Genomic DNA, 24431 nt, shown 5'->3' with positions numbered 1-24431 from the left:
TCAGTCCTGCTTGGTGGAGCGCTCCGCCCGGAGCCGCTCGATCTCCGCCTCGAAGTCGGCCAGTGTCTCGAAACCGCGATAGACGGAGGCGAACCGCAGGTACGCCACCTCGTCCAGTTCGCGGAGCGGGCCCAGGATGGCCAGCCCGACCTCGTGGGCCGCGATCTCGGCGCATCCGGTGGCCCGGATGCTCTCCTCGACCCGCTGGCCCAGCTGCGCCAGGGAATCCTCGCTGACGGACCGCCCCTGGCACGCCCGCCGGACCCCGGCGATCACCTTGTCCCTGAAAAACGGCTCCGTCACACCGCTGCGCTTGCTCACCATGAGCAGAACGGTCTCCTGCGTGGTGAACCTGCGCCCGCATTCCGAGCACGTGCGCCTGCGGCGGATCGCCCCGCCGTCCTCGGTGGCCCGGCTGTCGATGACTCGCGTGTCTAGATGGCGACAGAACGGACAATGCACGCGTGTCGCCTCCTTGACCTACCGAAGCGGCCGGCCCACCTCACCTACCCACGACACGCACGGCCAGACGCCCGCGCACACATCTTGAATAGTCGAGATGCGGTAATGGAAACACAAGCTGTGGTGAAGTGTTGCGATGCAGCCACTAGATGTTGTGGTCCAACCGTAGAAGTGCTCGACCATGAACGCAAGTTGAAACGACCTTGCGGCACGAAGTCGCTGATCAGCCCTCACGTCCCGGCGTGTCGCCACCCGCGCAAGACCCATCTCACCCCGGGCGCCTCTTCCCTCACAGTCGTCCCAGGCGACCCGTCAGACGAGACCCTCGCACCCCCTCTACACCCCTCGCCCCATCCGCGCCGCCGACCGACCCCATCCCGCTGAAACGAGGCCCACCCCTCTCGCCGACCGTCCCGACGGAGCTCGACCGGGCGCCGTAGCGGTCGCACGAGCCCCGGCCCGATCGCCGGAGCTCGGACCGGCCTCATCTCACGGAGACGAGGCCCTCGGGGAGATAGAGCCGGGCCCCCGGCCGGACCTCCGAGCCGGACAGCCCGTTGAGGTCCATGATGCGACGCACCGTCGAGCCGGTGTCCGCCTCCTTCGTCAGCGCGTCCGCGATCTCCCACAGCGTGTCGTCCGCGTGCACCGTGATCCGCGGCAGCCCCTCAAGGCCCGCCCACTCGTCCGCCGCGACCATGTCGATGCGCCCGCCGACCCAGAGCACCGCCAGGCTGAACAGTGCGAGCAACACCACCACGACGATCCTTCCACGGCGGGTGAGCCGAAGGGGCCGCCGGGTCGCCCCCTTCCGGCCGGCACCCGGCCGGCGTGCGCCCACCGAGGATGCCGTCGCCGGTCGCGGCGCCCTCCTCGGCCCGGCCCCGCGTCCGGCTCCCCGCTCCGGATCACGCCCGGACCACCGTCCTCGCTCACGGCCGGGGCTCCACCCCCGCTCACGCCCGAGCGACCGCCTCGCCTCGCGGCCAGGACTCCGCCCAGGCTCACGCCCGGAGGCCCCGCCGGGCTTTCGCTCAGGCTCACGCGAGGCACGCCCCCGCTTTCGCCCGGATTCCCGCCTCGCCTCACGGCCGGACCCTCGCGCCGCCTCACGGCCGGATCCCCGCCCGGGCTCACGCTCGAAGGCCCGCTCGGGCTCCCTGCCGGACCTTCGCCCCGGCTCGCGGCCGAGGCGCGCCCCCGGCACCGAGTCCCAGGCGGCCTCCCACCCCTGCTTCGCCTCGGACCTCCGCCCGGACTCCGGCGCGGAACCGGGCTCCGGCCTCGGGGGCGGCACGAGCCGCAGGTGCGGCGCCCCCGGTGATCGCTGCGCCGCCCGGGACCTCGGCGCGATCCTGGATCGTGGTGTCGTCGCGGTCGGTTTCACGGTGGCCCCCCATCCCCTCGACCTGGCCGAACACATGTCGAAGAAAGATCGGTGAATCGAACACGATGTCGATCGAACTCCCGTACGATGTTGTACACCACGGCGTCGCCGATTTCGAGGACATTCGAACAATTGTTTGAGTATGATCTTCGGCCGAGGTATGGTCGCTGTGTGCGACGTGTTAAATACAGACCGGGAGGCGAGGAGTTCGTATGAGCCAGCACAACGAGAACGGTTCGGCCGCCAGCGATCTGGCGGTGCGAAGGCGTGACTCCCTTGGCCTCACCCCCAGGCAGCGGAAGATCCTTGAGGTGATCCGTGATTCCGTGCAGCAGCGCGGCTATCCGCCGTCCATGCGGGAGATCGGCGAAGCGGTGCAGCTCACCAGCACCTCCAGCGTGTCGCACCAGTTGACGGCTTTGCAGCGCAAGGGCTACCTGCGGCGTGATCCGCACCGCCCCCGTGCCTTGGAGGTACGCCTTCCCGGCGAGCCCGTGCTGTGGGTTGATCCCGACTCCGGTGAGGACGAGACTCCGGTCAGCCGTCCGACCGCCGCCTATGTGCCCCTCGTCGGTCAGATCGCCGCCGGTGGCCCCATCCTCGCCGAGGAGAGCATCGAAGACGTCTTCGCCCTGCCCAGGCAGCTTGTCGGTGAGGGCACGCTCTTCCTCCTCCAGGTGACCGGCGACTCGATGATCGAGGCCGCCATCGCCAACGGTGACTGGGTGGTCGTGCGCCAGCAGCCGGTCGCCGACAACGGCGACGTGGTCGCCGCGATGATCGACGGCGAAGCCACGGTCAAGACCTTCAAGCGCAGAGACGGCCACGTCTGGCTGGTCCCGCACAACCCCAACTACGACCCGATCCCCGGCGACGAGGCCACCGTGCTCGGCAAGGTCGTCGCGGTCCTCCGCAAGCTCTGACGCGAGCGTCCCACGCAGGCTCCTCAGCGCTCTCCACAGGCTCCGGCCCGTGGAGGCATCGCCGCTCGAGAACGTCGCACGGCACGCGGGTCCGGACCGAGCCACACCGTGGCCACGCGAGCTCAGCATCACGCGCCTCCAGCTTTCTGTGCGACACGCCATAGAACGACATGCCGGATGGGGCTCGACATCATATGTCGAGCCCCATCCGGCGTTCTCAGGTGATGGGACATCCCCGGGAAGCTCTCTCGTCGGCGGGCACGGGAACCCACCCGGCGAGGCCGAGATGGAGGCCCGCCGCTTGAAGCGGTGCGGATTCTCCCCTGAAGTGGTCACGGGGACACACCGGCCGAGCTGACGCGCGCCCCCCGGGATGCCCTCGCAAAGGCACCCCGAGTTCGTAGCGACCCCGTGAGCACGCGGGACGGCCGCGGCCATGACAGTCACTCAGCCGTCCGTCGTCAGCGGCCCGAGAGCACGCGGGACGACTACGGCACGATGTTGACCAGCTTGGGTGCGCGGACGATCACCTTGCGCGGCGTGCCGGAGAGGAAGGGCTGAACCTTCTCCGACCGCAGGGCCAGCGACTCCAGGTCCGCCTCGGAGATCTCCGGGGAGACCTCCAGCCGGTCGCGCACCTTGCCCGCGACCTGGACGACGCAGGTGACCGACTCCTGGACCAGCAGCGCCGGGTCGGCCACCGGCCAGCCCGCGGTGGCGACCGAGGCGGCGTGTCCCAGCCGCTCCCAGCCCTCCTCCGCCGCGTACGGCGCGACCAGGGACAGCATGACCGCTAGGGTCTCGGCGGCCTCCCTGACCGCCGGGTCGGCGGCACCGGGGCCGGAGTCGATGGCCTTGCGTGCTGCGCTCGTCAGCTCCATCATGCGGGCCACCGCGACGTTGAAGCGGTGGGACTCGACCAGCTTGGTGACCTCGTCGATGGTGTGGTGGACGACCTTGCGCAGGTTCAGGTCTCCCGCGGTGACGTCGACGCCGGGCGCGGAGGCCGCGCCGGCTTCGGCCATGACGCGGAACGCGCGGGCGAGGAACTTCTGCGAGGCCGCCGGGGAGACGTCGGACCAGTCGATGTCGTCCTCGGGCGGTCCGGCGAAGACGACGGTCAGCCTGACCGCGTCGACACCGTGGGCGTCGATCTGCTGGCCCAGGTCGACGCCGTTGCCCAGCGACTTGGACATCGCCTTGCCCTGGTTGATGACCTGCCCCTGGTTCAGCAGGCGGGTGAAGGGCTCGACGAAGTCGATCATTCCCATGTCGTGCAGGACCTTGGTGAAGAACCTGGCGTACAGCAGGTGCAGCACGGCGTGCTCGACGCCGCCGATGTACTGGTCGATCGGACCCCACCTGCGCACGCGCTCGACGTCGAACGGCCCCTCGTCGTAGGCCGGGTCGACGTAGCGCAGGAAGTACCACGAGGAGTCGACGAAGGTGTCCATCGTGTCGGTGTCGCGCTTCGCCGGGCCGCCGCACTTGGGGCAGGAGACGTTGACCCAGTCTTCGGCCGAGGCGAGCGGAGAGATGCCCTTGGGCGCCAGGGCCTCGCCACGCATGTCGGGCAGCGTGACGGGCAGCTGGTCGTCGGGGACGGGGACCTCGCCGCAGTCGGCGCAGTGGATGATCGGGATCGGGCAGCCCCAGAAGCGCTGGCGGGACAGCAACCAGTCACGCAGCCGGAAGTTGACCGTGAAGTGACCGGTGCCCCGCTCGCTCAGCACCTCGATGATCTTCCGGATCGCCTCGGCCTTGGCCAGGCCGTCCAGCGGGCCGGAGTTGACCATCGCGCCGTCACCGGTGGTGGCGACACCGGTCTCGCCGGGATCGGCCAGGCCGGTGTGCACGACCACCCGTACCGGCAGGTCGAAGGTACGGGCGAAGTCCAGGTCGCGCTGGTCGTGGGCGGGCACGGCCATGATGGCGCCGTGGCCGTAGTCGGACAGCACGTAGTCGGCCGCCCAGACCGGCATGCGCTCACCGTTGACCGGGTTGATCGCGTGCCGGCCCAGGAAGACGCCGGTCTTCTCCTTCTCGGTGGACAGCCGGTCGATGTCGGACAGCTTGGACACCTCGCCCCGGTATGCCTCGAATGCCTCGCGCCGGTCGTCGGTGACGATCTCCTCGGCCAGCGGCGCGTCCGGGGCGACCACGAAGAAGGTGGCGCCGTACAGGGTGTCGGGACGGGTGGTGTAGACGGTGACCGGCTCGTCCCGGCCCTCGATCACGAAGTCGACGTCGGCACCCTCGGAGCGGCCGATCCAGTTGCGCTGCATCGTCAGCACACGCTCGGACCAGCCGCCTTCCAGCAGGGACATGTCGTCCAGCAGCCGGTCGGCGTAATCAGTGATCTTGAAATACCACTGGGTCAGCTCGCGACGGACGATCTCGGCGCCACAGCGTTCGCACCTGCCGTCCTTGACCTGCTCGTTGGCGAGCACGGTCTGGTCGTTCGGGCACCAGTTGACCAGGCCGCCCTTGCGGTAGGCCAGACCACGCTCGAAGAAGCGGTTGAAGAGCCACTGGGTCCATTTGTAGTACGAGGTGTCGCTGGTGTGCAGACGGCGGGACCAGTCGAAGGAGATCGCGTAGCGCCTGTAGGAGTTGGCCTGGGTCTCGATGTTGGCGTAGGTCCACTCCGCCGGGTGCGCGTTGTGCTTGATCGCGGCGTTCTCGGCGGGCAGGCCGAAGGAGTCCCAGCCGACGGGGTGCAGCACGTTGTAGCCGCGCTGGACCCAGTAGCGGGAGATGACGTCGCCCAGGGCGAACACCTCGGCGTGCCCCATGTGCAGGTCGCCCGAGGGATAGGAGAACATGTCGAGCATGTAGCGCCGCTCGCGCGGGTCGGCGGGGTCGTCGGAGGCCCGGAAGGGATCCAGTTCCTCCCACCTGCGCTGCCACTTGACCTGCAGGGCCTGCGGGTCATAGTGCTGCTCGTCGCTCTGCATGTCGGCTCGCTCGCTCACGTCGATCTTCCTCGGGGTATGCCTGCGTGGATGGTCTGACCCGTCCGGCCCAATGCAAAAACCCCCCGCTCACGCGGAGGGCAGCCGCATCGGCAGGGCGCTCAGGGACGGGAAGGCCGATGCGGCCCGATAAGCAGGGTCGCGGCACGCATAGGGCAAGACTATCGCAGCCCGCAAGGCGTATTCGTGGCCAGCGAAAACAGGGCCGATCACGGCAAACAGGAGACAGGATCCGGCCAGGTCAGCAGAATGGAGGCTCCCGTTCTCCCCGGGGCAACGAGACCCGATGGCTATACGCCTGTTGTGACCTCGTATGTCTCTCGCGTTTACTCTTCTAACCGTGGCACATTCAGCAGAGCCGGGGCAGGGCCCGGATCCGATGGAGGTCGGCCTGCCCATGCAGGATCCACCGACCGATCCCACCGGACTCCAGTTCAGGGGAGCGTTCTCCAGTTTCCCTGCGAACCCCCCCGTCTCACGTGAGACCATGCCCAATACGCCTAATTCGGGCACCCGCGCGGGAGGTAAGGAAAGCATGGCCTCGGAGCAGTCCAGCCAGTCCCACCTGCCTTCGGCATGGCCGGAGGCTGCCGAGCCGTCGCCCTCGTGGTCGAACGATTCGCTTGGCACCGGACCCCGGCTGCCCCTCCCGCAAGATGAACAACAAAGCGGCAACGGCTCCTCCTGGCAGACCTCACCCGGCGGAGGACAGCGCGCCTCCACCCCTCAGGCCGACATCCCCGGCGGCGGCCGGTCCCAGAACACCCCGCCCCAGAGCGACGGTCGCCCGCAGAGCCCGCAGGCAGACAGCTGGGCGCAAGCCTCAGCCCCGCAGAACGACGGCTGGGCACAGGCGACCACCCCTCAGGTCAGCAGCTGGCCGGATGCCTTCAGCCCGCGCAACGACGGATGGGCGCAGGCGTCGGCCCCGCAGAACAACGACGGCTGGGCACAGGCGACCACACCTCAGGCTGACGGCTGGGCACAGGCGTCAGCCCCGCAGAACAACGACGGCTGGGCGCAGGGATCCGGTTCACAGGCCGACAGCTGGGCACGGGCGACCAGCCCGCAAGCAGACGGCTGGGCACAGGCCTCGGCTCCCCAGACCGACAGCCGACCCCAGGGTTCCGGCTCTCAAGCAGACGGCTGGGAGCAAGGATCCGGTTCGCAGGCCGACAGCTGGGCACAGGCGTCAGCCCCGCAGAACAACGACGGCTGGGCGCAGGGATCCGGTTCACAGGCCGACAGCTGGACGCAGGCATCGGGCCCGCAGGGCACCGACAACCCGCACCAGACCCCACCCGGGAACGGCAACGGATGGCCGCAGCCCACCTCCCCCCAGTCCCACAACGGCGACCAACGCCAGACTCCCCCGGCAGACTCCTCCGGCGGCTGGCCCCAAGCAGGCACCCCCAACGACACCTGGCCCCCCACCCCACCCCACAGCGACGGCCGCACACAAAACCCGCAGGCCGACAGCTGGGCACAGGCGACCGGCCCGCAGGGGAACGCCCAGCGGCAGGGCTCCGGCGCGGCGGGGGAGACGTGGCAGGCCACCGCACCGGGGCACGAGCCCTCCGGTCGCCCCTCGGCGGAGAACAACGCGTGGCCGCCGGCGCAGGCGGAGAACGCCCCCTGGCCGCCCGCCTCTCCGGCGGGCGGTGACACCTGGCCCCCGGCCTCCCCGGGAAACGCGGGGTTCGCCGAGGCCCCCACCTCGACGTTCTCCCCCGCTTGGGCGAACGGTGACGCTCCGGCCGCTCGCTCCGGCGGCGCCCTACCCGGCACCGCTCAGGGTTCCCACCCCGGCGCCACCCCCTTCGGCGGCACCTCACCCGATGGCGGCCACCCGAACGGTGTCCAGAACGGCGGCGACTCCGGCGGCGAAAACGCCCGGCGCGGTTACGGCGTGCCCGACAACCCCGCCATGTGGGCCCTGGCCGCGGCGAACGCGGAGGCTCCCAACGCGTCCTCGGCTCTGGGAGCACCCCCTGTTCACCCCGGAGCCGACCCTCGACAGGGCGGCCCCCAGCAGGGTCAGCCTCAGCCTGGTCAGGTGAACCACCCTGGCCAGCCTGGTCATCACCTGAGCCGCGACCCGTCCGACCCGAACAAGCCGTTCGTCACCGCGGGTCAGATCAGCGGCCCGAAGACGCCTCCGCCGGAGCGCCAGCAGGAGTTGTGGAACACGGTCTTCGGCGACAACTACCAGGCCATCGAGGACGAGGAGGACGGGGAGCGGGGCCGACCGGTCTGGATCTTCGCGCTCGCCGGATCCGTGGCCATCGCGCTGCTCGGCGCGGTGCTCTGGGCCTTCCTGGCCGGGCCGCTTGCCTCGGCCGACGAGGAGATCCCCTCCGACCCCAAGCCCGCGGCGACCCAGAAGTCGACCAAGCCCGCCGCCATCGGCCGTCTGCCGCGCTTCACCGGCGACGCCTCACCGGTGGCAGGTACGCTCACCGACCAGCAGGCGGGGATCACCCTGGCCCAGCTCGGCGCCCCCTGGCGGCAGGACCAGCGTCCCGGCATGCCCGCCAGCTACGGCTTCACGACCCGCCAGTATCTCCCGGCGGGCGCGGACTCCACGGGCAAGACCCAGTTCGCCCAGCTGATGTCGGGCCCCCTCTCACCGCGTTTGAAGGCGAAGTACACCTCGCCCGAGAACCTCGCACCGGTGATCAACGCGGTCGCCTCCAGCGGGCGCAACAAGTTCTTCCCCGAGGGAAACACCGCCCGCAAGACCGCCCAGCAGACCCTGTCGGTGAACGGCCTGCCCGGCCAGCTCGCCGCGTATGAGATCACCGCGGGCGACTCGAAGACGACCATGGTCGTGGCCGCCGTGAGCACCGGCGCCGACCTGCCCGCGATCGTCTACATGTCGGTGCCGGACAGCAAGAAGGAGTTGCTCCCCGACATCAACACCGTCTTCAAGTCGATCCGCGCGCTGGAGCGGTGAGCACCGCGCCCGTCCCGAAGGTCGAGGAGCGCCGGAAAGTCACGGAAGGCTAGAAGGTGCACCTCATGCGCTTGATGCCGTTGATGAAGCTGGAGCGCAGACGGTCGGGCTCCCCTTCGGAACGGATGTCGGGCAGGCGGGTGAACAGCTCGCGGAACATCACGGTGATCTCGCGGCGGGCCAGGTGGGCGCCGAGGCAGAAGTGCGGCCCTGGCCCGCCGAAGCCGATGTGCGGGCCCTCGGTGCGCTGGATGTCGAAGCGGTGCGGGTCGGTGAAGACGCTCTCGTCGCGGTTGGCGGCCCAGTAGTACAGCAGGACCTTCTCACCTTCGCGGTAGAGGTGGCCGTTCATCTCGTAGTCGCGGGTGAGGCTGCGGCGCATCCAGGCGACGGGCGAGGCGAGGCGGACGATCTCCTCGACGGCACCGGGCAGGCGCCCTTCGAAGTCTTCGAGCAGCAGTGCCCGCTGGTCGGGGTTCTCGCTGAACAGGTGCAGACCGTGCGAGATGGCGTTGCGGGTGGTCTCGTTGCCCGCCACCACCAGCAGGATGAAGAACGAGCCGAGCTCCTGCATCGTCAGCTTCTCACCGTCGATGTTGGCGCTGGTCAGTGCGGTGGTGAGGTTGTCTCCGCCCTCGGCGGCCAGGGAGACGACGAGGTCCTGGAGCCCCTGTCCCGCGCCGAGGAGCAGCTCGGCGGCGCGGCTGACATCGGCGATGAACTCGGGGTCGCCGCCCGACAGGATGATGCTCGTGGCGTCGAAGACCGCCTGGTAGTGCTCGGGGCCGATGCCCATCATGTCGCAGATGATCTTCAAGGGCAGCTTCGCCGCCACCTCGGTCACGAAGTCACAGCCGGGACCCTTCGCGATCAGATCGTCCACGATCCGCACGGCGGCGGCCTCGACGTCGACCTCGAACTGCTTGATCATCTTTGGCGTGAACGCCCTGGAGACGATCCTGCGCAGCCTCGCGTGCCGGGGGTCGTCCATATTGATCATCGAGCCGAAGTACTCGCCGAAGTCGGGGCCGAGGTCCTGGATGGACGTCGCCCCCCGGCCCGAGGAGAAGACGTCGGGGTGGCGGCTCGCCTCGATGATGTCCGCGTGCCGCACGAGGGCGTAGTAGCCGGGGCCCGGCGGGGCGAAGGGGATCTCGGGCTCGGCGAAGAGGACGGGGCCCGGCTGCGCGCGAAGCACCGCGAAGGCGGCCTCCCGCTCCGCCATCGGCCGCTCCCAGAAGGAGATGTCCGACAGGTCGATGTCCGCGAGTGAAACCGTCACGCCAGCCTCCACTAGAACCGCGTTCTGTTTCTTGGATCCTGCCACAGGACCCTCACCTCAACCAGCACAGAACGAGGTCGTCGCCTTTCCCGGAGCACTCCTGATGCGGGAAGCGCCCGGCCTGGAGAACATGCTCCCCCCTGCGACCCTGCGAAAGGAAGGCCGGAGCCCGGCCAAGCCGGTCCTCCCGCGCGACCGGTACGCGGGAGGCGTCCGGTGACCGACGTCACAACGCACAGCGCCCCGGCACCTCGCGCCTCAACGCCTCAACGCCTCAACGAGTCCCCGGCGACGAGGTCGGCGGCTCTTTCGGCGATCATCACGGTGGGCGCGTGGGTGTGCCCCCGGGGGATGACCGGCATGATCGAGGCGTCGACCACCCTCAGACCGGCGATCCCCCTCACCCTCAGGGCGGAATCCACCACCGATCCGGGATCCTCACCCATCCGGCAGGTGCCGACCGGATGGTAGAGGGTCTCGCTGCGTTCGCGGATCCAGCGAACGAGCCCCTCCTCGGTCCTCGGACCCCAGTACGGGTCCATCGGGGGTCCCGCGAGTGGCCGGAGCGCCTCGGTGGCGAACAGTTCCCCGGCCTTGCGCAGCCCGGCTACCTGACGGCGGACGTCGGCCCGCGCCGTCAGGTAGCCGGGGTCGATCACGACGTCCTCGCCGTCCAGCGAGAGGCGGCCTCGACTCTCCGGCCGGAGCAGGACCGAGGCGATGGTCAGGCCGTGCCCGGGCGGCGGGGTGAGGCCGTGGCCGATGAACGACCCGGGAGCGAAGATCAGCTCGATGTCGGGGGCGGGCTCCTCGTCCGAGGTGCGGATGAACGCCACGGCCTCGCCGACGTTGGAGGTGAGCATGCCCCGGCCTTGGGCCAGGAAGCGGAACAGGTTGCCGGGCGCCTCGGCACCGGCGAGGGTGATCGGCTTGAGGCAGTGCAGGAAGACGCCCGAGGCGAGATGGTCCTGGAGGTTGGCTCCGACCTCGGGCAGTTCGTGGACCGGCTCGACGCCCGCGGCCAGCAACTCGTCCACCGGGCCGATGCCCGACAGCATCAGCAGGTGCGGTGAGCCGATCGCCCCGGCCGACAGGATGACCTCTCCGCGCGCCCGCGCCACCGCTGCGTCGCCGTCGCCGTACTCCACCCCGGTCGCCCGCCCGTCCTCGACGAGCACCCGGCGTACGCGCGAGGAGGTCAGCACGGTGAGGTTGGGGCGCCCGGCCGCAGGGGCGAGGTAGGCGTCGACGGAGCTCCAGCGGCGGCCCCTGTGCTGGGTGACGGGTGTCGGCGAGCAGCCCTCGTTGGAGGGGCCGTTGAGCTCGTCCAGGCGCGTGATGCCCAACTCCTCGCAGGCCCGCAGGAAGAGCGCGGTGGCGGGGTTCGGGGAGCGCAGCTCCGAGATGTGGATCGGGCCCTTCGTGCCGTACACGTCTCCACGGTTGGAGCCCGTGCGGCGCTCGGCCCTGCGGAAGTACGGAAGGACCTCCTCGTAGGACCAGCCTGGCACGTTCCATCCGTCGTAGTCGGCGCGATGCCCGCGCACCCACATCTGGGCGTTCATCGAGGAGGACCCGCCGAGCATCCGGCCGCGCGGCCAGTAGAGTTCCCTGCCGGACAGCTCGGGTTGCCCGACGGTGGTGAAGTCCCAGTCGCACTCGGTCTTGAACAGCTTGGCGAAGGCGGCGGGCATCCGGACCTCGAGTCTCCGGTCGGAACCACCCGCCTCGATGAGGGCGACCCTCGCGTGAGGGTCGGCGGAAAGACGGTTGGCCAGCACGCATCCGGCCGACCCCGCGCCCACGATGACGTAGTCGTACTCCACGCTCAATGACCTCTCATCACACAGACGACCGGCTCATCTCCCCGTAAGCGCGCTCTCATCTGCTTACTCCCCCACGCTTTGCCAGTCAATTCGTGGCCGCGCTACCTACCGGTCGGTATCTCTGACTGCCAGTATGAGCAAAGTCAGAGCCCGCTTGGAGGAGGACGCACGATGCTCAACCTGTCGATCGCCCTGGAGGACAGCGCCCGGGAGGCCCCCGACCGCACCGCACTGGTCTTCGGTGACCTGCGGCTGCCGTACTCCCTGGTCAACACCATCGCGAACCAGGTTGCCAACCTACTGGTCTCCCGGGGGATCGGTAAGGGCGACAAGGTGGCGCTGGCCTGCCCCAACCTGCCCTACTTCCCCTTCGTCTACTACGGGATCCTCAAGACCGGCGCGACGGTCGTGCCGCTCAACGTGCTGCTGCAGTCCAGAGAGATCGCCTACCACCTGGAGGACTCGCAGGCCAAGGCGCTGTTCTGCTTCGAGGGCACCCCCGAGTTGCCGCTGGGCGAGCGAGGGAGGGCGGGCTTCGAGGAGTCATCGGCGGAACACTTCCTCGTCCTGCCCGCCACCGCGTTCGCCACCGAGTCCGAGTACGGGGAGACGTTGTGGGCGGCGCTGGACGGCGTGTCCGGCGAGTTCGAGACCGTGCAGACCTCGCCCGACGACACCGCGGTGATCCTGTACACCAGCGGCACGACGGGCCAGCCCAAGGGCGCCGAGCTCAGCCACCAGAACATGCTGCTCAACGCCATGGTCTCCGATGAGATGTTCCCTCGGACCGAGGGCGGCGACGCCTACCTGGCGGTGCTGCCGCTCTTCCACTCCTTCGGGCAGACCGTCGTCATGAACGCCGGGTTCCGGCGCCAGGCGACCATCGTGCTCCTGCCGCGCTTCGAGCCGGGCCCGGCCCTGGAGCTGATGCGCGCCGAGAACGTCACGCTGTTCGCGGGCGTGCCGACCATGTACTGGGCCATGCTGTCGAAGATCCACGCGGACGGCGACGAGGTGCCCACCTCGCTCAAGGTCGCGGCCGCCGGTGGCGCCTCCTCCCCCGTCGAGGTGCTGAAGGACTTCGAGAGGACCTTCGGGATCGGGATCCTGGAGGGCTACGGCCTGTCGGAGACCTCCCCGGTGGCCAGCTTCAACCAGCCGGGCAGGCCCAGCAAGCCCGGCTCGATCGGCACCCCGATCTGGGGGGTGGAGATGAAGCTGATCGACGCCGACTGGAAGACGATCGAGGGTGAGGGGCCCGGCGAGATCGCGATCCGCGGTCACAACGTCATGAAGGGCTACTACAACCGGCCCGAGGCGACCGCCGAGGTCATGAGGGACGGCTGGTTCCGCACCGGCGACATCGCCACCCGCGACGCCGACGGCTACTACGCCATCATCGACCGGGTGAAGGACATGATCATCCGGGGTGGTTTCAACGTCTACCCGCGCGAGCTGGAGGAGGTCCTGATCACCCATCCCGAGGTCTCCCTCGCGGCGGTGGTCGGGGTCGCCCACGACTCGCACGGCGAGGAGGTCAAGGCGTACGTCATCCGCACCCCCGGCGCGACGATCACCGAGGACGAGCTCGTCGCCTGGAGCAGGGAGAACATGGCCGCGTACAAGTATCCGCGGATCATCGAGTTCCGTGACGCCCTGCCGATGACCGCGACCGGGAAGATCCTCAAGCGCGAGCTCCGCTGAGAGGTGAGAGGCCTGCGGCCGATGAGAGCACGGCGGCGGCGCCGGTTCCGGGAGGCACGCGACGTGCCTCCCGGAACCCGCGCGTGAGCGGGTGTCCCGGAGATCAGGGCCAGTCGGTCGAGGGGCGGAGCGGGACGCCGGCCCTGCCGTCGTCGTGGAGCTTCACTCCGAGGATCTGGTGAAGCTGAATCTTGTTGCGTTCGAAGCCGACCACGCAGGCCGCCATGTAGAGGCGCCAGACCCGTGCCGTGCCCTCGCCGACCTCCTGGACCGCCTCGTCCCAGTGGTCGTCGAGGTTGGAGCACCAGAAGCGGAGGGTCTGCGCGTAGTGCTCGCGCAGGTTCTCCTCGTGGCGGATCTCGAAGCCGGTGTCCTCGATCTGGCGGGCCAGGTAGCCGACCGACTCCAGCTCTCCGTCGGGGAAGACGTAGCGGTTGATGAACCCACCGGCGTTGAGCGTCTTCTCCGTTCCCGTCGGGCGGGTGATGCAGTGGTTGAGCAGCCGGCCGCCGGGGACGAGCTTGTCGTAAAGGAAACGGAAGTAGAAGGGCAACTGGTCCTTGCCGATGTGCTCGGTCAGGCCGATCGAGCTGACGGCGTCGAAGCCGGTCTCCGGCACGTCGCGGTAGTCCATGTGGCGGACCTCGGCGAGCTCACCGAGACCGGCCTCGGCGATGGCCTTCTGCGCCCACTCGGCCTGCTGGCGCGAGAGCGTGACACCCAGCGCCTTCACACCGTACTCGCGGGCGGCGTGGATGACCATGCCGCCCCAGCCGCAGCCGACGTCCAGCAGCCTCATGCCGGGCTTGAGTGCCAGCTTGCGGGCGACGAGCTCGAACTTGGCGAGCTGCGCCTCCTCCAGCGTGGAGTCCTGTTCGGGGAAGACCGCGCAGGTGTAGGCCATGGAAGGGCCGAGCACCCACGAGTAGAACTTGTTGGAGACGTCGTAGTGGTGGTGGATGGCTTCGGCGTCACGCTGCTTGGCGTGCCTGCTGCCCATCCGGGCGAGCACGCTGCGCCGCACCTCCTGCGGAGGCGGCGGCATTCGCGTCAGCAGCGGGCGGACCCCGATGGCTCGAACGGCCGAGAGCTTCTGCCCGACCGGGATGTCGTTGACGGTGAGCGACCACATGCGGGACAGCAGGGTGTACATGTCACCGTGGACGTCGAGATGTCCTGACACGTACGCCCTCGCCAGACCCAGCTCTCCGGGTGCCTGCGCCAGGTAGGCGACGGCCGCCGGGGTTTTCACCTCGACGCTGATGTCGGCACCGTCCGGTCCGGCCTTGCTTCCGTCGTAGGCGACGAAGCGCACGTCCGCCTCGGGCCCCATGACCTTCTCGAAGATCTCTGCGAGCGACACAGAAACAACCTCTCCTACTAACGCCCCCGAACACACTTGTCGTAGAGATCGAGCAACCGGCCACCCCCGTCGTATGCCCGCTTGACCGGCCAGTAGGCAGTTCCGTTATAAAACCGCCAAAATTCATCTTCTGGGTAAAACGAAGTGGAGTACAGCGATTTATGCCCCTCCAGCTCGTGGACCCGATTCTCGATCAGACGGTTGTGATAGCCGTCGAACTGCCCCCTGGGGAGCGGCACCGTTCCCCAGAAGCCGAAGTTGACGTAAAGCCGTCCCGGCTCCAGCGGGTAGAGCGGCCACTCGCCCGTGGACCTCAGCGGGCACATCCAGACCGGCGCCATCCCGACCTTGGTGTGGAAGAACTCCAGGAACTCGGCACCGCGCTCGACGGGAACCTCGATGTCCTGGATGACCGACTCCTGCACGGGCAGGTCGCGCCAGCGGTCGACCTTGGCGATCACTCCGTACTTGCGGTCGAGACCGACGAGCCTGCGGTAGACGTCCGAGCGCATCCACTTGCGCGGCATCAGGGACCGCACCAGCGCGGTCTGCACGCCGAAGGCACGCGAGCACCAGAACCAGTCGGTGTCCCAGCGCCACAGGTAGTCGCGCACGGTGAGCCAGTCACGGGTCCTGGTCTGGATCGACCGGTAGTAGATGCGCATCCCGGTGTAGTCGGAGAGGTACGGGGCACGCTCGGCGAAGCGGCCCACCGTGATGTAGAGCTCGCCGGGTTCGAAGAACGTGCCGTCCACGAAGTCGACGCGCTCGCCCTCGTACTCGCCGCGCTCGCAGATCTCCCGCATCGCGAGCATGCACTTGTCGGCGTCGCCGAACGGGATGTGGGTCAGCCTGACGTAGGGCTGAACGCGCTTGAGTTTGATCCGGATCCGCAGGGCGTAGCCGAGCGTGCCGTAGGAGTTGGGAAACGCGCGGAACAGGTCGCGGTGCTCGTTGTCGTCACGGGCCACGACGATCCGTCCGTCACCGGTGAGGATCTCCAGCTCCTCCACCGACTCGTGCGGCAGCCCGTCCCTGAAGCTGGTGGACTCGATGCCGAGCCCCGTCACCGCCCCGCCCAGCGTGATCGTCTTCAACTGCGGCACGACGTGCGGCATGAACCCGTGGGCGAGCGTGGCGTCCACCAGGTTCTCGTAGGTGGTCATCCCCTGGACCTCGGCGGTCATCGCCACCGGGTCGACCTCGATCACCTGGTCCAGGTCTTTGGCCGACAGCTTCGCCGAGCGGGCGCCGTCCCTGAACCGGAACAGGTTCGTGGTGGCCTTGGAGAGCCGGGGCGCCGCGTCCTGCGGGATGGCGGCGTAGGACGCCCTGATCTGTTCCACCGCCTGCCGGTGCGCCGGCATTCCTGTCGTCTGTCGCACGGTAATCACCCCCATGACCTCATCAGAAAGATCGCCCCTAGGCACGCTATATCTCGGATGTCTCCGGAACCAGGTGGGACGCGTTAAACACGAGAAAACTCTACGACCGCTCTTCCAGTGATCTTCGACCGACCACCGCATCAACCCCGTTGACCACATTCGTCACCGGACGGCCCTCGATCGCGGCCTCCAGGTTGTCCAGCACGCACCGGATCAGGCGGCCGGTCGACTGAGGGGTCACCCCGGCCACGTGCGGCGAGAGCAGGACCCGGGGAGCGGTGCGCAGCGGGTCGTCCGGCGGCAGCGGCTCGGTGTCGAACACGTCGAGCGCGGCGCCACCCAGGTGCCCGGACTCCAGGGCCGCCAGCAGCGCCGCCGAGTCGACCACCTGTCCCCTCGCCGCGTTCACGAGCAGCGAGCCCGAGGGCATCAGGGAGGGGTCGATCATCCCCCTGGTCTCCTCCGTCAGCGGGATGACCAGAACGAGCACGTGGGAGCTCGCGACGAGATCACCGAGCTCTCTGTAGGTGTAGGGCACCTCGCGCGGCGTACGGGTCCAGTAGGAGACCTCGCATCCGTGGGCGGCGAACATCCGGGCGGCGGCCTCGCCGATCGGGCCGAACCCGACGATGCCGACGCGCGACCCGTACAGCTCGGCGGGGCCGAGGTCCAGCTGTGGCCAGCGTCCCGCGCGGACCGCCGCGTCGGCGTCGAGCAGCCGCCGCGACAGCGCGAGGGCGGCGGCGAGGCACCACTCGGCCACCCCGATCGCGCTCACCCCCGCGGTGTTGGCCAGCGGCACGCCCGCCGCGGCGAGCGCGGCGAGATCGTGGCCGTCCACCCCCACGGAGGGCTGCTGCACGAACGCCAGGTCCGGCGCGGCCCGGACGGCCTCGGCGTCCAGGGTGAGCCCGCCGCTCCAGTCGCCGACCACGATCTCGGCGTCGCCGAGTGCGGCGAGCAGCGACTTTCTGTCTCGGGTCGCGGGAACCGAGACGGCGATCCGGTCGCCGAGCGAGCCGAGCAGGTTGCGCACCGCCTCCTCGGGGAGCGGCGGCAGCGCGAGCACCTTCCAGGGCATGTCACTCACCTCCACGGGGGTGGAAGCTGTTGAACACGCGGGTCATGAGGGCACGCTGGGTGTCCCAGTCGGCCTCGTGGGTGGTCCAGCTGAGCACCAGCACCGAGTTGCCCACCGCGACGAACCGCCGCACCTCGTGATAGGTCACCCCGGACCTGGCCCAGGGTGCTCCCCCGCCGTCCTTCATGCTCCAGGTGAACTCCCACTGGAGCCCGGCCCCGTAGGCGAGGGGGATGCTGACCGTGTCCTCGGAGTGGATCTCGCTCCACTGGGCCGCGTTCTCCCTCACGACCTCCTGGAGTGCCTCCAGTCCGTCGGCGTCTCCCTCCAGCGGCTCCACCGACATGTGGGCTGCCCCGTCGCGACGCAGCCACTGGGTGTATCCCGTCTCGGCCGCCCAGTCACCGCTCCATCCGGCCGGGTAGCTAATCGACCAGTTCTCCGGGGGACGTGCCCGCCACACCTTCAGCCCTCCGGCGGGCGCCGTCGTTCTGGTCGGGGTCGGAGTCGGGGTGGCAGTCGGGGTCGGGGTGGGCGTCGGCGACGTGGTCTGCTCCACCGGCGTCGGCTCGGTCTGGGCGACCGTGGGCACGGAACGCGCCACCGGCTGCTGGTCGGACCGCGACATCGCCACGGCCGCCGCGGCGCCCCCCGCGGCCAGGGCCACGACGGCCCCCAGGATGAGGGGGAGCCGCCCTCCCCCTCGACGCCCGGAGGCAGCCGAGATCCCGGTCTCGTGCCTGTTCTGGGAGGTCCTGCCGGCGTGGCCGAAGCTCTCCTCCGTACGGTGCCCCCTGCCTCCTGCCGCGGGGCGGACGACGGTCTCCCCGGTGCGGCGGGCCGCGGCCGACGGGTTGTCGATCACCTCCGCCAGCATCGCGTCGGCCTGCCGCACGGTCAGCCTGTGGGCGGGCTCCCGCTGGAGCATGCCGGTGAGCACCGCTCGCATCTCCGGAGGTACCGGACCGAAGTCGGGCTCCTCGGTGAGGAGCGCGCTGAGGGTGGAGATGGCGTCGCGGCGCTCGAAGGGCCCCCTGCCGACCAGCGCCGCGTAAAGGGTGGCGCCGAGTGCCCACAGGTCCGACCAGGGGCCGGCGTCGACGCCGGTGGCGCGCTCGGGCGGCAGGAAGCTGGGCGAGCCCGTCACCATGCCCGTCTGGGTGAGCGAGGTGTCGCCCTCGACGGTGGCGATGCCGAAGTCGGAGAGCACCGCGCGTCCCTCGGTGTCCAGCAGGATGTTGCTCGGCTTGACGTCGCGGTGCAGGATCCCCGCCTCGTGGGCCGCGCGCAGGGCCGACAGGACCTGGCGGCCGATGTCGGCGACCTGGCGCACCGGCAGCCGGCCGACCTCGTCCAGCCCGCGCGCCCTGACCAGCTCCATCACGATCCAGGGGCGGCCGTCCTGCTCCGCCACGTCGTAGATCGCCACGATGCCCCGGTGGTTGAGCCTCGCCGCGGTCCTGGCCTCGCGGGAGGTGCGGGTCAGCTGGACCTGGTGCTCGGCCGGGGAGAGGTTGGGCGGCAGGAGCACCTCCTTGACGGCGACCGAGCGGCCGAGGAGGGTGTCGTGGCCTTCCCACACCACGCCCATCCCGCCCCGGCCGAGCTCTCGCAGCAATCGATAGCGCCCAGCGACCACCCGTTCACTGTGCGGATATGTCATCGTAAGACCCCTAGGTACCATTCGGAGAGGGCGCAAGTTTCCCATACACGCGCGGGCCTCACGCGGCTCCTGGCGATGTGTCTTGCCATCGAAAGTCGAATGTTGTTCTACTGTGGCGAGAGGGACGGCAGTGTTCACGACCAAGTGATTGCTCGTCAACGCCGTACCCGCAGAGAACCGGCGACCCCCGAGGAGAATGTCGATGGAGCGCGTGACCAGGAAGGGCCCGCTGGCCGGAGTCCGCGTGCTCGAACTGGCGGGACTGGCCCCCGGGCCGTTCGCCGGGATGATGCTTGCCGACCACGGGGCCGAGGTGCTGCGCGTCGATCGCGTGAGCGTCGTCGCCAAGGCCGGGGACAGGCCGCGCGCCGACGTGATGGACCGGGGCAAGCGGACGGTCGGCCTGGATCTCAAGTCCCCCCAGGGGGTCGCCGCGTTCAAGGAGCTGGCCCGCCGGGCCGACGTGGTCGTCGACGTCTTCCGGCCGGGAGTCGCCGAACGCCTCGGCATCGGCCCGGCCGACCTGCACGCGGTCAACCCGCGCCTGATCTACGGGCGGATGACCGGCTGGGGCCAGGACGGCCCGCTCGCCCCGACCGCGGGGCACGACATCGACTACATCGCCGTCTCCGGCGCGCTGTCGATGCTGGGCCGCGCGGGCGAGCGCCCCACCCCGCCGATCAACATCCTCGGCGACTTCGCGGGAGGCGGCCTCATGCTCGCGTACGGCGTGCTGCTGGCGCTGATCGAACGCGAGCGGACCGGCGTGGGACAGGTGATCGACGCCGCCATGGTGGACGGCGCGGCGACGCTGTTCGCGATGTTCTGCCACGGCGTGCAGACCGGCGGCTGGGGCCCGCGCGGCACGAACCTGCTGGACACCGGCGCGCCGATGTACGACACCTACGAGACCGCCGACGGCGGATACATGGCCGTCGGCGCGCTGGAGCCGCAGTTCTGGACGGAGATGATCACCCTGATGGGCCTGGAGGACCTGCCCGACCGAGACGACAGGTCGCGGTGGCCCGCGCTCCGCGAGCGACTCGCCGAGGCGTTCCGATCCAGAACCCGCGCCGAGTGGGAGGCGGTTTTCGACGGTACGGACGCCTGTGTCTCCCCCGTGCTGGAGATGGGCGAGGCCGCGGATCACCCGCACAACAAGGCGAGGGGCACCTTCGTCGAGATCGGCGGGATCAGACAGCCCGCGCCCACGCCACGCCTGCTCGGCGCGCCCGAGCAGGACCTCTCCCCCTCCACCCGGCTGGACGACCTCTCCTCCTGGGGCCTGGCCGACGAGACCGCGACACGGCTGCGCGAAGCGGGGGTGCTGGCCTGATGGACGTTTTCGAGGCCCTCTACACCACCAGGGCGATGCGCAGGGTCAGGCCGGACCCGATCCCCGAGGAGGTCCAGCGAAGCATCCTGGACGCCGCGGTCCGCGCGCCCAGCGGCGGCAACGTGCAGAGCTGGCGCTTCCTGCTCGTCGACGACCTCGCGGTGAAGGAACGGCTCGGCCCTCTCTACAGGGACGCGCTCGGACAGCTCTTCGAGGGCCACTACCGGCCGATGCGCGAGAAGGCCGAGGCCGAGGGCGACACCCGGACGCTCAGCGTCCTGAAGTCGGCCCAGTACCTGGCCGACCACTTCGAGGGCTATCCGCTGCTGCTGTTCGCGTTCGTCCGCAACGACCCGTCCGGCGGCTCGATCTTCCCCTCGGTGTGGAGCGCGCAGCTCGCCGCCCGCGCCCACGGGGTGGGCAGCGCGCTGACCAGCGTGCTCGGCATCTTCCACGCCGAGGAGACGCTGCGGGTGCTCGGCGTGCCCGAGGGCAAGGGCTGGACCCTGGCCTGCACGGTCACCTTCGGCTACCCCACCGGACGCTGGGGCGTCGCACCCCGCCGCCCCGCGCACGAGGTGAGCTACCGCAACCGGTGGGGCCAGGACGTGGGCTTCGAGATCCCCGAGCCCCTGTGGGGGCAGGAGGGCTGACCGCCGGCGGCCTGGACCGCCCCGCCTGGCAGCGGAACGGCCTCTCCCGAGGCTTGAACGGAACGACCCCCACCCGAGACACGGGCGGCCCATCGCCGTTCCGGGGCCCGCTCCGCTCCACCGGTCCGGTCGGCTTCCGCGCCCCAGGCACCCTCCTCACAATCCGAGCGCGACCTGGACGAGCGCCAGGTGGGCGAGCGCCTGCGGACCGTCGCCATCGCCCACCGGCTCACGACGGGCATCCTGGCCGCCGTCTTCGTCATGGCCCTCGCCCTGGGCGTCGCACTGGGTCGCGAACACTCCATGCCGGGGGACGCGTCCTTCGCGCTGACGCTCGCCCTGGCCCTGACGCACTTCGTGCTCCCGCTGGTCGTCTCCGGCTGGCGGCTGCCCGACCCGCCCGGTGACGAGGACTGAGCCCGTCCCCGCAAATGGCCCCGACCGGGAGAAACCGGCACGAGGGAACACGAGGGAAGGACCCGGAGCGGCCGCGGGGACCCCTGCCACTCCGCCCGGCGTGCCGGGAACGGCCCCGCTCAGCGCATCGGGGACAGGACCGCCGCGTAGATGTCGGCTCCCCCCGGGTGGTGCACCTCCAGGTCGGTGGTGAAGGCCCTCGGCGGGGTGCCTCCCGACTCGGTGTGCTTCCACAGCTGCTGCCACCCCTCCAGCAGGACACCCGGCATCGGCCCGCGGACCTCGACCTTCAGCGACGGCACCCCCGGCACCCGTACCGCCACCATCCCCTCGGGCAGCGCCGCGGCACTGCGCACGGCGACCCCGACGATCTGGGTGTAGGCACCGTGGTGGTCACTCTCGTAGTCGGTGAGCACCGCGTAGATGTTCTCGTCGACCCGTCCCGGCACATGGGCGAACGCCCCCGGGGACCCCGCCCGCGCCCAGAGCACGCCGAGCCTCCCCCGGCCAGGCTCCGTCTCGTCGGCGTTCGACGTCCGTACGGCATGACCTACGACGAGCATCTCGGGCCGATCAACCACGATCACAATGCCTCCTCATGGCCATCCACTTATTCACGCAAATCGGATCCTAGTCCCCGCTCCGAGCTGCCAGTCCTCTTCGAAGGCCGGGAAAAGGGGAACGCTCATATCCGGCAATTCACGGCATAAGGTGGAGCAACGTGAGATTCCTCAATGAGATGGCACCGGCCTACGACCTGACCTACAGCGACGTCTTCATGGTTCCGTCGCTCTCCTCCGTCGGCTCGCGGCTCGCCGTCGACCTCTCCAGCCAGGACGGCACCGGAACCACCATCCCCGTCGTGGTCGCCAACATGACGGCGGTGGCGGGGCGGCGGATGGCGGAGACCATCGCGCGGCGGGGCGGGATCACCGTGATCCCGCAGGACATCCCGATCGACGTGGTCACCGACGTCGTCGACTGGGTCAAGAAACGCGACCTCGTCCACGACACACCGCTCACGCTCACCCCGCACGACACCGTCGGAGAGGCGCTCAACCTGCTGCCCAAGCGGGCCCACGGCGCGATCATCATCGTCGACTGGGACAACCGCCCGGCCGGCGTGGTCACCGAGAGCGACTGCTCGGGCGTGGACATGTACACCCAGCTCTCCCAGGTGATGTCCGACCACCTGCTCACGCTGCCCGCAGGGCTCGACCCGCGCGAGGCCTTCGACCGCCTCCACGAGGGCCGTCACCGGCTCGCCCCCGTCGTGGACGCGGACGGCCGGCTGGTCGGCATCCTGACCAGGACGGGCGCGCTGCGCGCCACCCTGTACCGGCCTGCCGTCGACGACTCGGGCAGGCTCCGCGTCGCGGCGGCCGTCGGAGTCAACGGCGACGTGGCCGCCAAGGCCAAGGAGATCCTCGACGCCGGGGTGGACTGCCTGGTCGTGGACACCGCCCACGGCCACCAGGAGAAGATGATCAGCGCCCTGAGGGCGGTCCGCGCGCTCGGCCCCGACGTGCCCGTCGCGGCGGGCAACGTCGTCACCGCCGCGGGCGTGCGGGATCTCGTCGAGGCGGGGGCGGACATCGTGAAGGTCGGCGTCGGCCCCGGGGCGATGTGCACCACCCGGATGATGACCGGCGTGGGCCGCCCGCAGTTCTCCGCCGTGCTGGAGTGCTCCGCCGAGGCCCGCGGGCTGGGCCGCCACGTGTGGGCCGACGGCGGCGTCCGCCATCCCCGCGACGTCGCCCTCGCCCTGGCCGCGGGGGCGTCCAACGTGATGATCGGCTCGTGGTTCGCGGGCACCTACGAGTCGCCGGGCGACACCCGTACCGCCGCCGACGGGCGCAAGTACAAAGAGAACTTCGGCATGGCCTCGGCCCGGGCGGTGAGACTCCGCACGGCGGAGGACTCCCCCTTCGACCGGGCGCGCAAGGCCCTGTTCGAGGAGGGAATCTCGACCTCCAGAATGTATCTCGACCCGGCCATGCCCAGCGTCGAGGACCAGATCGACGCCATCGTGGCCGGTCTGCGTTCCTCGTGCACCTACGCGGGGGCCTCCACCCTGGAGGAGTTCCACCAGCGCGCGGTGATCGGCGTCCAGAGCTCGTCCGGCTACACCGAGGGAATGCCGCTCCACCAGAGTTGGTGATCCACCCGACGGCGCGGGACACCGTTTTCCCGGGATCTCGCCGTAGAGGTCGAGATCCCGGGAAAGGACACGCATCCTCCTACCGCCACGGGGTAGTCGGCTCGTCGAGCCATCTTCCACCACCGAAAGGCGAGCGGACATGAATGGAACGCCCACCGGCCTGGACACGCAGGTCGTCGTGGACCGGAGGGTCCTGGCAGGCTACGACAACTACCTCGCGGCACAGCGAACCGTGGACGGGCTATCCGACGCGGGCTTCCCCGTAGAGAACGTGGCGATCGTCGGCAGCGACCTGAAACTCGAGGAGACCGTCACCGGCAGGATGACCAACGGGCGGGCCGCGCTCACCGGAGCCGGAAGCGGCGCGGCCTTCGGCGCCGTGGTGGGAATGTTCCTCGGCCTGTTCACCTCGACCACGATGTCGTTTTTCGTCCTCGTGCTCTGGGCGGCCCTGTGGGGGGCCGTGATGGGAGCCGCGTTCGGGTTCATCAACCACCTTTTCACCGGCGGCAAGCGGGACTTCGCCTCGCGCAGCGCGATCGTCGCCGGCCGCTACGACGTGCTGGTCGCGGCCTCCCACATGGACCACGCGCGGGCCGTCCTGGAGTCGACCCCCGGCCCTGCCGACACCATGGTGGTGGAGGTTCCCCCCTCCGCCGGCATGTACGACCCGGCCGCCACCGGGGCCACCTCCCCCCCCCCCCCCCCCCCCCCCCCCCCCCGCGGCCCCCCCCCCCCCCCCCCCCCCCCCCCCCCCCGCCCCACGCCGCCCGCCAAGCCTCCCCCTCGTGTACGAGCGCGGCCGACCTGCAGACGCGCCACCGCCTCCTAACCGGCTCGACGTCCTTCGCCAAGGT

Annotated in this window: 18 protein-coding genes; 8 read left to right on the top strand and 10 right to left on the bottom strand. The window is 69.9% G+C overall.

Annotation, left to right across the window (positions count from 1 at the left end):
* Window positions 1-462: a transcriptional regulator NrdR gene (nrdR, locus tag ACIBH4_RS33860; RefSeq protein WP_350945916.1), complete on the bottom strand. Its 462-nt coding sequence runs from the start codon at window positions 460-462 to the stop codon at window positions 1-3.
* 484 nt (window positions 463-946) lie between these two features.
* Entirely contained in the window at window positions 947-1222 is a 276-nt protein-coding gene (locus ACIBH4_RS33855; protein ID WP_362768976.1) for a LysM peptidoglycan-binding domain-containing protein, read from the bottom strand.
* Window positions 1223-2061: 839 nt separating this feature from the next.
* Between ACIBH4_RS33855 and lexA the strand changes: the two genes are divergently transcribed.
* Entirely contained in the window at window positions 2062-2772 is a 711-nt protein-coding gene (lexA, locus tag ACIBH4_RS33850) for a transcriptional repressor LexA (protein WP_350945914.1), read from the top strand.
* A gap of 488 nt (window positions 2773-3260) precedes the next feature.
* Here lexA and leuS read toward each other — a convergent pair whose 3' ends face one another.
* A complete protein-coding gene (gene leuS, locus ACIBH4_RS33845) occupies window positions 3261-5729 on the bottom strand; it encodes a leucine--tRNA ligase (RefSeq protein ID WP_362518892.1) in 2469 nt (822 codons plus the stop codon).
* A gap of 553 nt (window positions 5730-6282) precedes the next feature.
* Here leuS and ACIBH4_RS33840 point away from each other — a divergent pair.
* Window positions 6283-8703 carry a hypothetical protein gene (locus ACIBH4_RS33840; protein WP_362768973.1) on the top strand — a complete coding sequence of 807 codons (2421 nt, stop codon included), beginning with the start codon at window positions 6283-6285 and terminating at the stop codon, window positions 8701-8703.
* Between the two features lie 49 nt (window positions 8704-8752).
* Here the strand turns inward: ACIBH4_RS33840 and ACIBH4_RS33835 are convergent, their stop codons facing one another.
* Together ACIBH4_RS33835 and ACIBH4_RS33830 are read right to left on the bottom strand one after the other, a co-directional pair.
* Complete coding sequence (locus ACIBH4_RS33835; RefSeq protein ID WP_362518887.1) at window positions 8753-9928, bottom strand: cytochrome P450; 1176 nt, start codon at window positions 9926-9928, stop codon at window positions 8753-8755.
* 323 nt (window positions 9929-10251) lie between these two features.
* Complete coding sequence (locus ACIBH4_RS33830) at window positions 10252-11811, bottom strand: GMC family oxidoreductase N-terminal domain-containing protein (RefSeq protein WP_362518883.1); 1560 nt, start codon at window positions 11809-11811, stop codon at window positions 10252-10254.
* 171 nt (window positions 11812-11982) lie between these two features.
* On the opposite strand from ACIBH4_RS33830, the gene ACIBH4_RS33825 reads away from it, so the two are divergent.
* Window positions 11983-13515 (top strand): long-chain fatty acid--CoA ligase, encoded by a 1533-nt coding sequence (locus tag ACIBH4_RS33825; protein WP_362518692.1) that lies wholly within the window; start codon window positions 11983-11985, stop codon window positions 13513-13515.
* Between the two features lie 103 nt (window positions 13516-13618).
* On the opposite strand, the gene ACIBH4_RS33820 is transcribed toward ACIBH4_RS33825, so the two are convergent.
* The 4 genes from ACIBH4_RS33820 to ACIBH4_RS33805 form a co-directional block, all read right to left on the bottom strand.
* A complete protein-coding gene (locus tag ACIBH4_RS33820; RefSeq protein WP_362518689.1) occupies window positions 13619-14878 on the bottom strand; it encodes a class I SAM-dependent methyltransferase in 1260 nt (419 codons plus the stop codon).
* Window positions 14879-14895: 17 nt separating this feature from the next.
* Window positions 14896-16245 carry an FAD-binding oxidoreductase gene (locus ACIBH4_RS33815; protein ID WP_362518879.1) on the bottom strand — a complete coding sequence of 450 codons (1350 nt, stop codon included), beginning with the start codon at window positions 16243-16245 and terminating at the stop codon, window positions 14896-14898.
* Window positions 16246-16363: 118 nt separating this feature from the next.
* Complete coding sequence (locus ACIBH4_RS33810; RefSeq protein ID WP_362518686.1) at window positions 16364-17344, bottom strand: 2-hydroxyacid dehydrogenase; 981 nt, start codon at window positions 17342-17344, stop codon at window positions 16364-16366.
* 1 nt (window position 17345) lies between these two features.
* A complete protein-coding gene (locus ACIBH4_RS33805; RefSeq protein ID WP_362518683.1) occupies window positions 17346-19007 on the bottom strand; it encodes a serine/threonine-protein kinase in 1662 nt (553 codons plus the stop codon).
* A 202-nt stretch (window positions 19008-19209) separates the two neighbouring features.
* On the opposite strand from ACIBH4_RS33805, the gene ACIBH4_RS33800 reads away from it, so the two are divergent.
* The 3 genes from ACIBH4_RS33800 (at window position 19210) to ACIBH4_RS33790 (ending at window position 21413) form a co-directional block, all read left to right on the top strand.
* Window positions 19210-20343 carry a CaiB/BaiF CoA-transferase family protein gene (locus ACIBH4_RS33800; RefSeq protein WP_362518681.1) on the top strand — a complete coding sequence of 378 codons (1134 nt, stop codon included), beginning with the start codon at window positions 19210-19212 and terminating at the stop codon, window positions 20341-20343.
* Complete coding sequence (locus ACIBH4_RS33795; protein ID WP_362518679.1) at window positions 20343-20996, top strand: nitroreductase family protein; 654 nt, start codon at window positions 20343-20345, stop codon at window positions 20994-20996. Before ACIBH4_RS33800 ends, ACIBH4_RS33795 begins: the two co-directional genes overlap by 1 nt.
* Window positions 20997-21185: 189 nt before the next feature.
* The gene (locus ACIBH4_RS33790) at window positions 21186-21413 is read left to right on the top strand and encodes a hypothetical protein (RefSeq protein WP_362768970.1); all 228 of its coding nucleotides are present in this window, start codon (window positions 21186-21188) and stop codon (window positions 21411-21413) included.
* Window positions 21414-21532: 119 nt separating this feature from the next.
* Here the strand turns inward: ACIBH4_RS33790 and ACIBH4_RS33785 are convergent, their stop codons facing one another.
* Window positions 21533-22000 carry a GyrI-like domain-containing protein gene (locus ACIBH4_RS33785; RefSeq protein WP_362518673.1) on the bottom strand — a complete coding sequence of 156 codons (468 nt, stop codon included), beginning with the start codon at window positions 21998-22000 and terminating at the stop codon, window positions 21533-21535.
* 134 nt (window positions 22001-22134) lie between these two features.
* Between ACIBH4_RS33785 and ACIBH4_RS33780 the strand changes: the two genes are divergently transcribed.
* Window positions 22135-23574, top strand: a complete 1440-nt coding sequence (locus ACIBH4_RS33780; protein ID WP_362518670.1) for a GuaB1 family IMP dehydrogenase-related protein — start codon at window positions 22135-22137, stop codon at window positions 23572-23574.
* 139 nt (window positions 23575-23713) lie between these two features.
* On the top strand, window positions 23714-24406 hold the full coding sequence (locus ACIBH4_RS33775; RefSeq protein WP_399173491.1) for a general stress protein: 693 nt from the start codon (window positions 23714-23716) through the stop codon (window positions 24404-24406).
* Window positions 24407-24431: the final 25 nt, after the last annotated feature.

This window comes from Streptosporangium sp. NPDC050284, from assembly GCF_044459525.1.
GTDB lineage: Bacteria > Actinomycetota > Actinomycetes > Streptosporangiales > Streptosporangiaceae > Streptosporangium.
This window is presented reverse-complemented; position numbering and strand designations above follow the sequence as displayed.

Coding starts and splice junctions, on each gene's coding strand:
- ACIBH4_RS33805 (WP_362518683.1), bottom strand. CDS start 19,007: ATGACATATCCGCACAGTGAACGGGTGGTCGCTGGGCGCTATCGATTG.
- leuS (WP_362518892.1), bottom strand. CDS start 5,729: ATGCAGAGCGACGAGCAGCACTATGACCCGCAGGCCCTGCAGGTCAAG.
- ACIBH4_RS33815 (WP_362518879.1), bottom strand. CDS start 16,245: ATGCCGGCGCACCGGCAGGCGGTGGAACAGATCAGGGCGTCCTACGCC.
- ACIBH4_RS33800 (WP_362518681.1), top strand. CDS start 19,210: ATGGAGCGCGTGACCAGGAAGGGCCCGCTGGCCGGAGTCCGCGTGCTC.
- lexA (WP_350945914.1), top strand. CDS start 2,062: ATGAGCCAGCACAACGAGAACGGTTCGGCCGCCAGCGATCTGGCGGTG.
- ACIBH4_RS33835 (WP_362518887.1), bottom strand. CDS start 9,928: ATGGCGGAGCGGGAGGCCGCCTTCGCGGTGCTTCGCGCGCAGCCGGGC.
- ACIBH4_RS33810 (WP_362518686.1), bottom strand. CDS start 17,344: ATGCCCTGGAAGGTGCTCGCGCTGCCGCCGCTCCCCGAGGAGGCGGTG.
- ACIBH4_RS33775 (WP_399173491.1), top strand. CDS start 23,714: ATGAATGGAACGCCCACCGGCCTGGACACGCAGGTCGTCGTGGACCGG.
- ACIBH4_RS33795 (WP_362518679.1), top strand. CDS start 20,343: ATGGACGTTTTCGAGGCCCTCTACACCACCAGGGCGATGCGCAGGGTC.
- ACIBH4_RS33825 (WP_362518692.1), top strand. CDS start 11,983: ATGCTCAACCTGTCGATCGCCCTGGAGGACAGCGCCCGGGAGGCCCCC.
- ACIBH4_RS33840 (WP_362768973.1), top strand. CDS start 6,283: ATGGCCTCGGAGCAGTCCAGCCAGTCCCACCTGCCTTCGGCATGGCCG.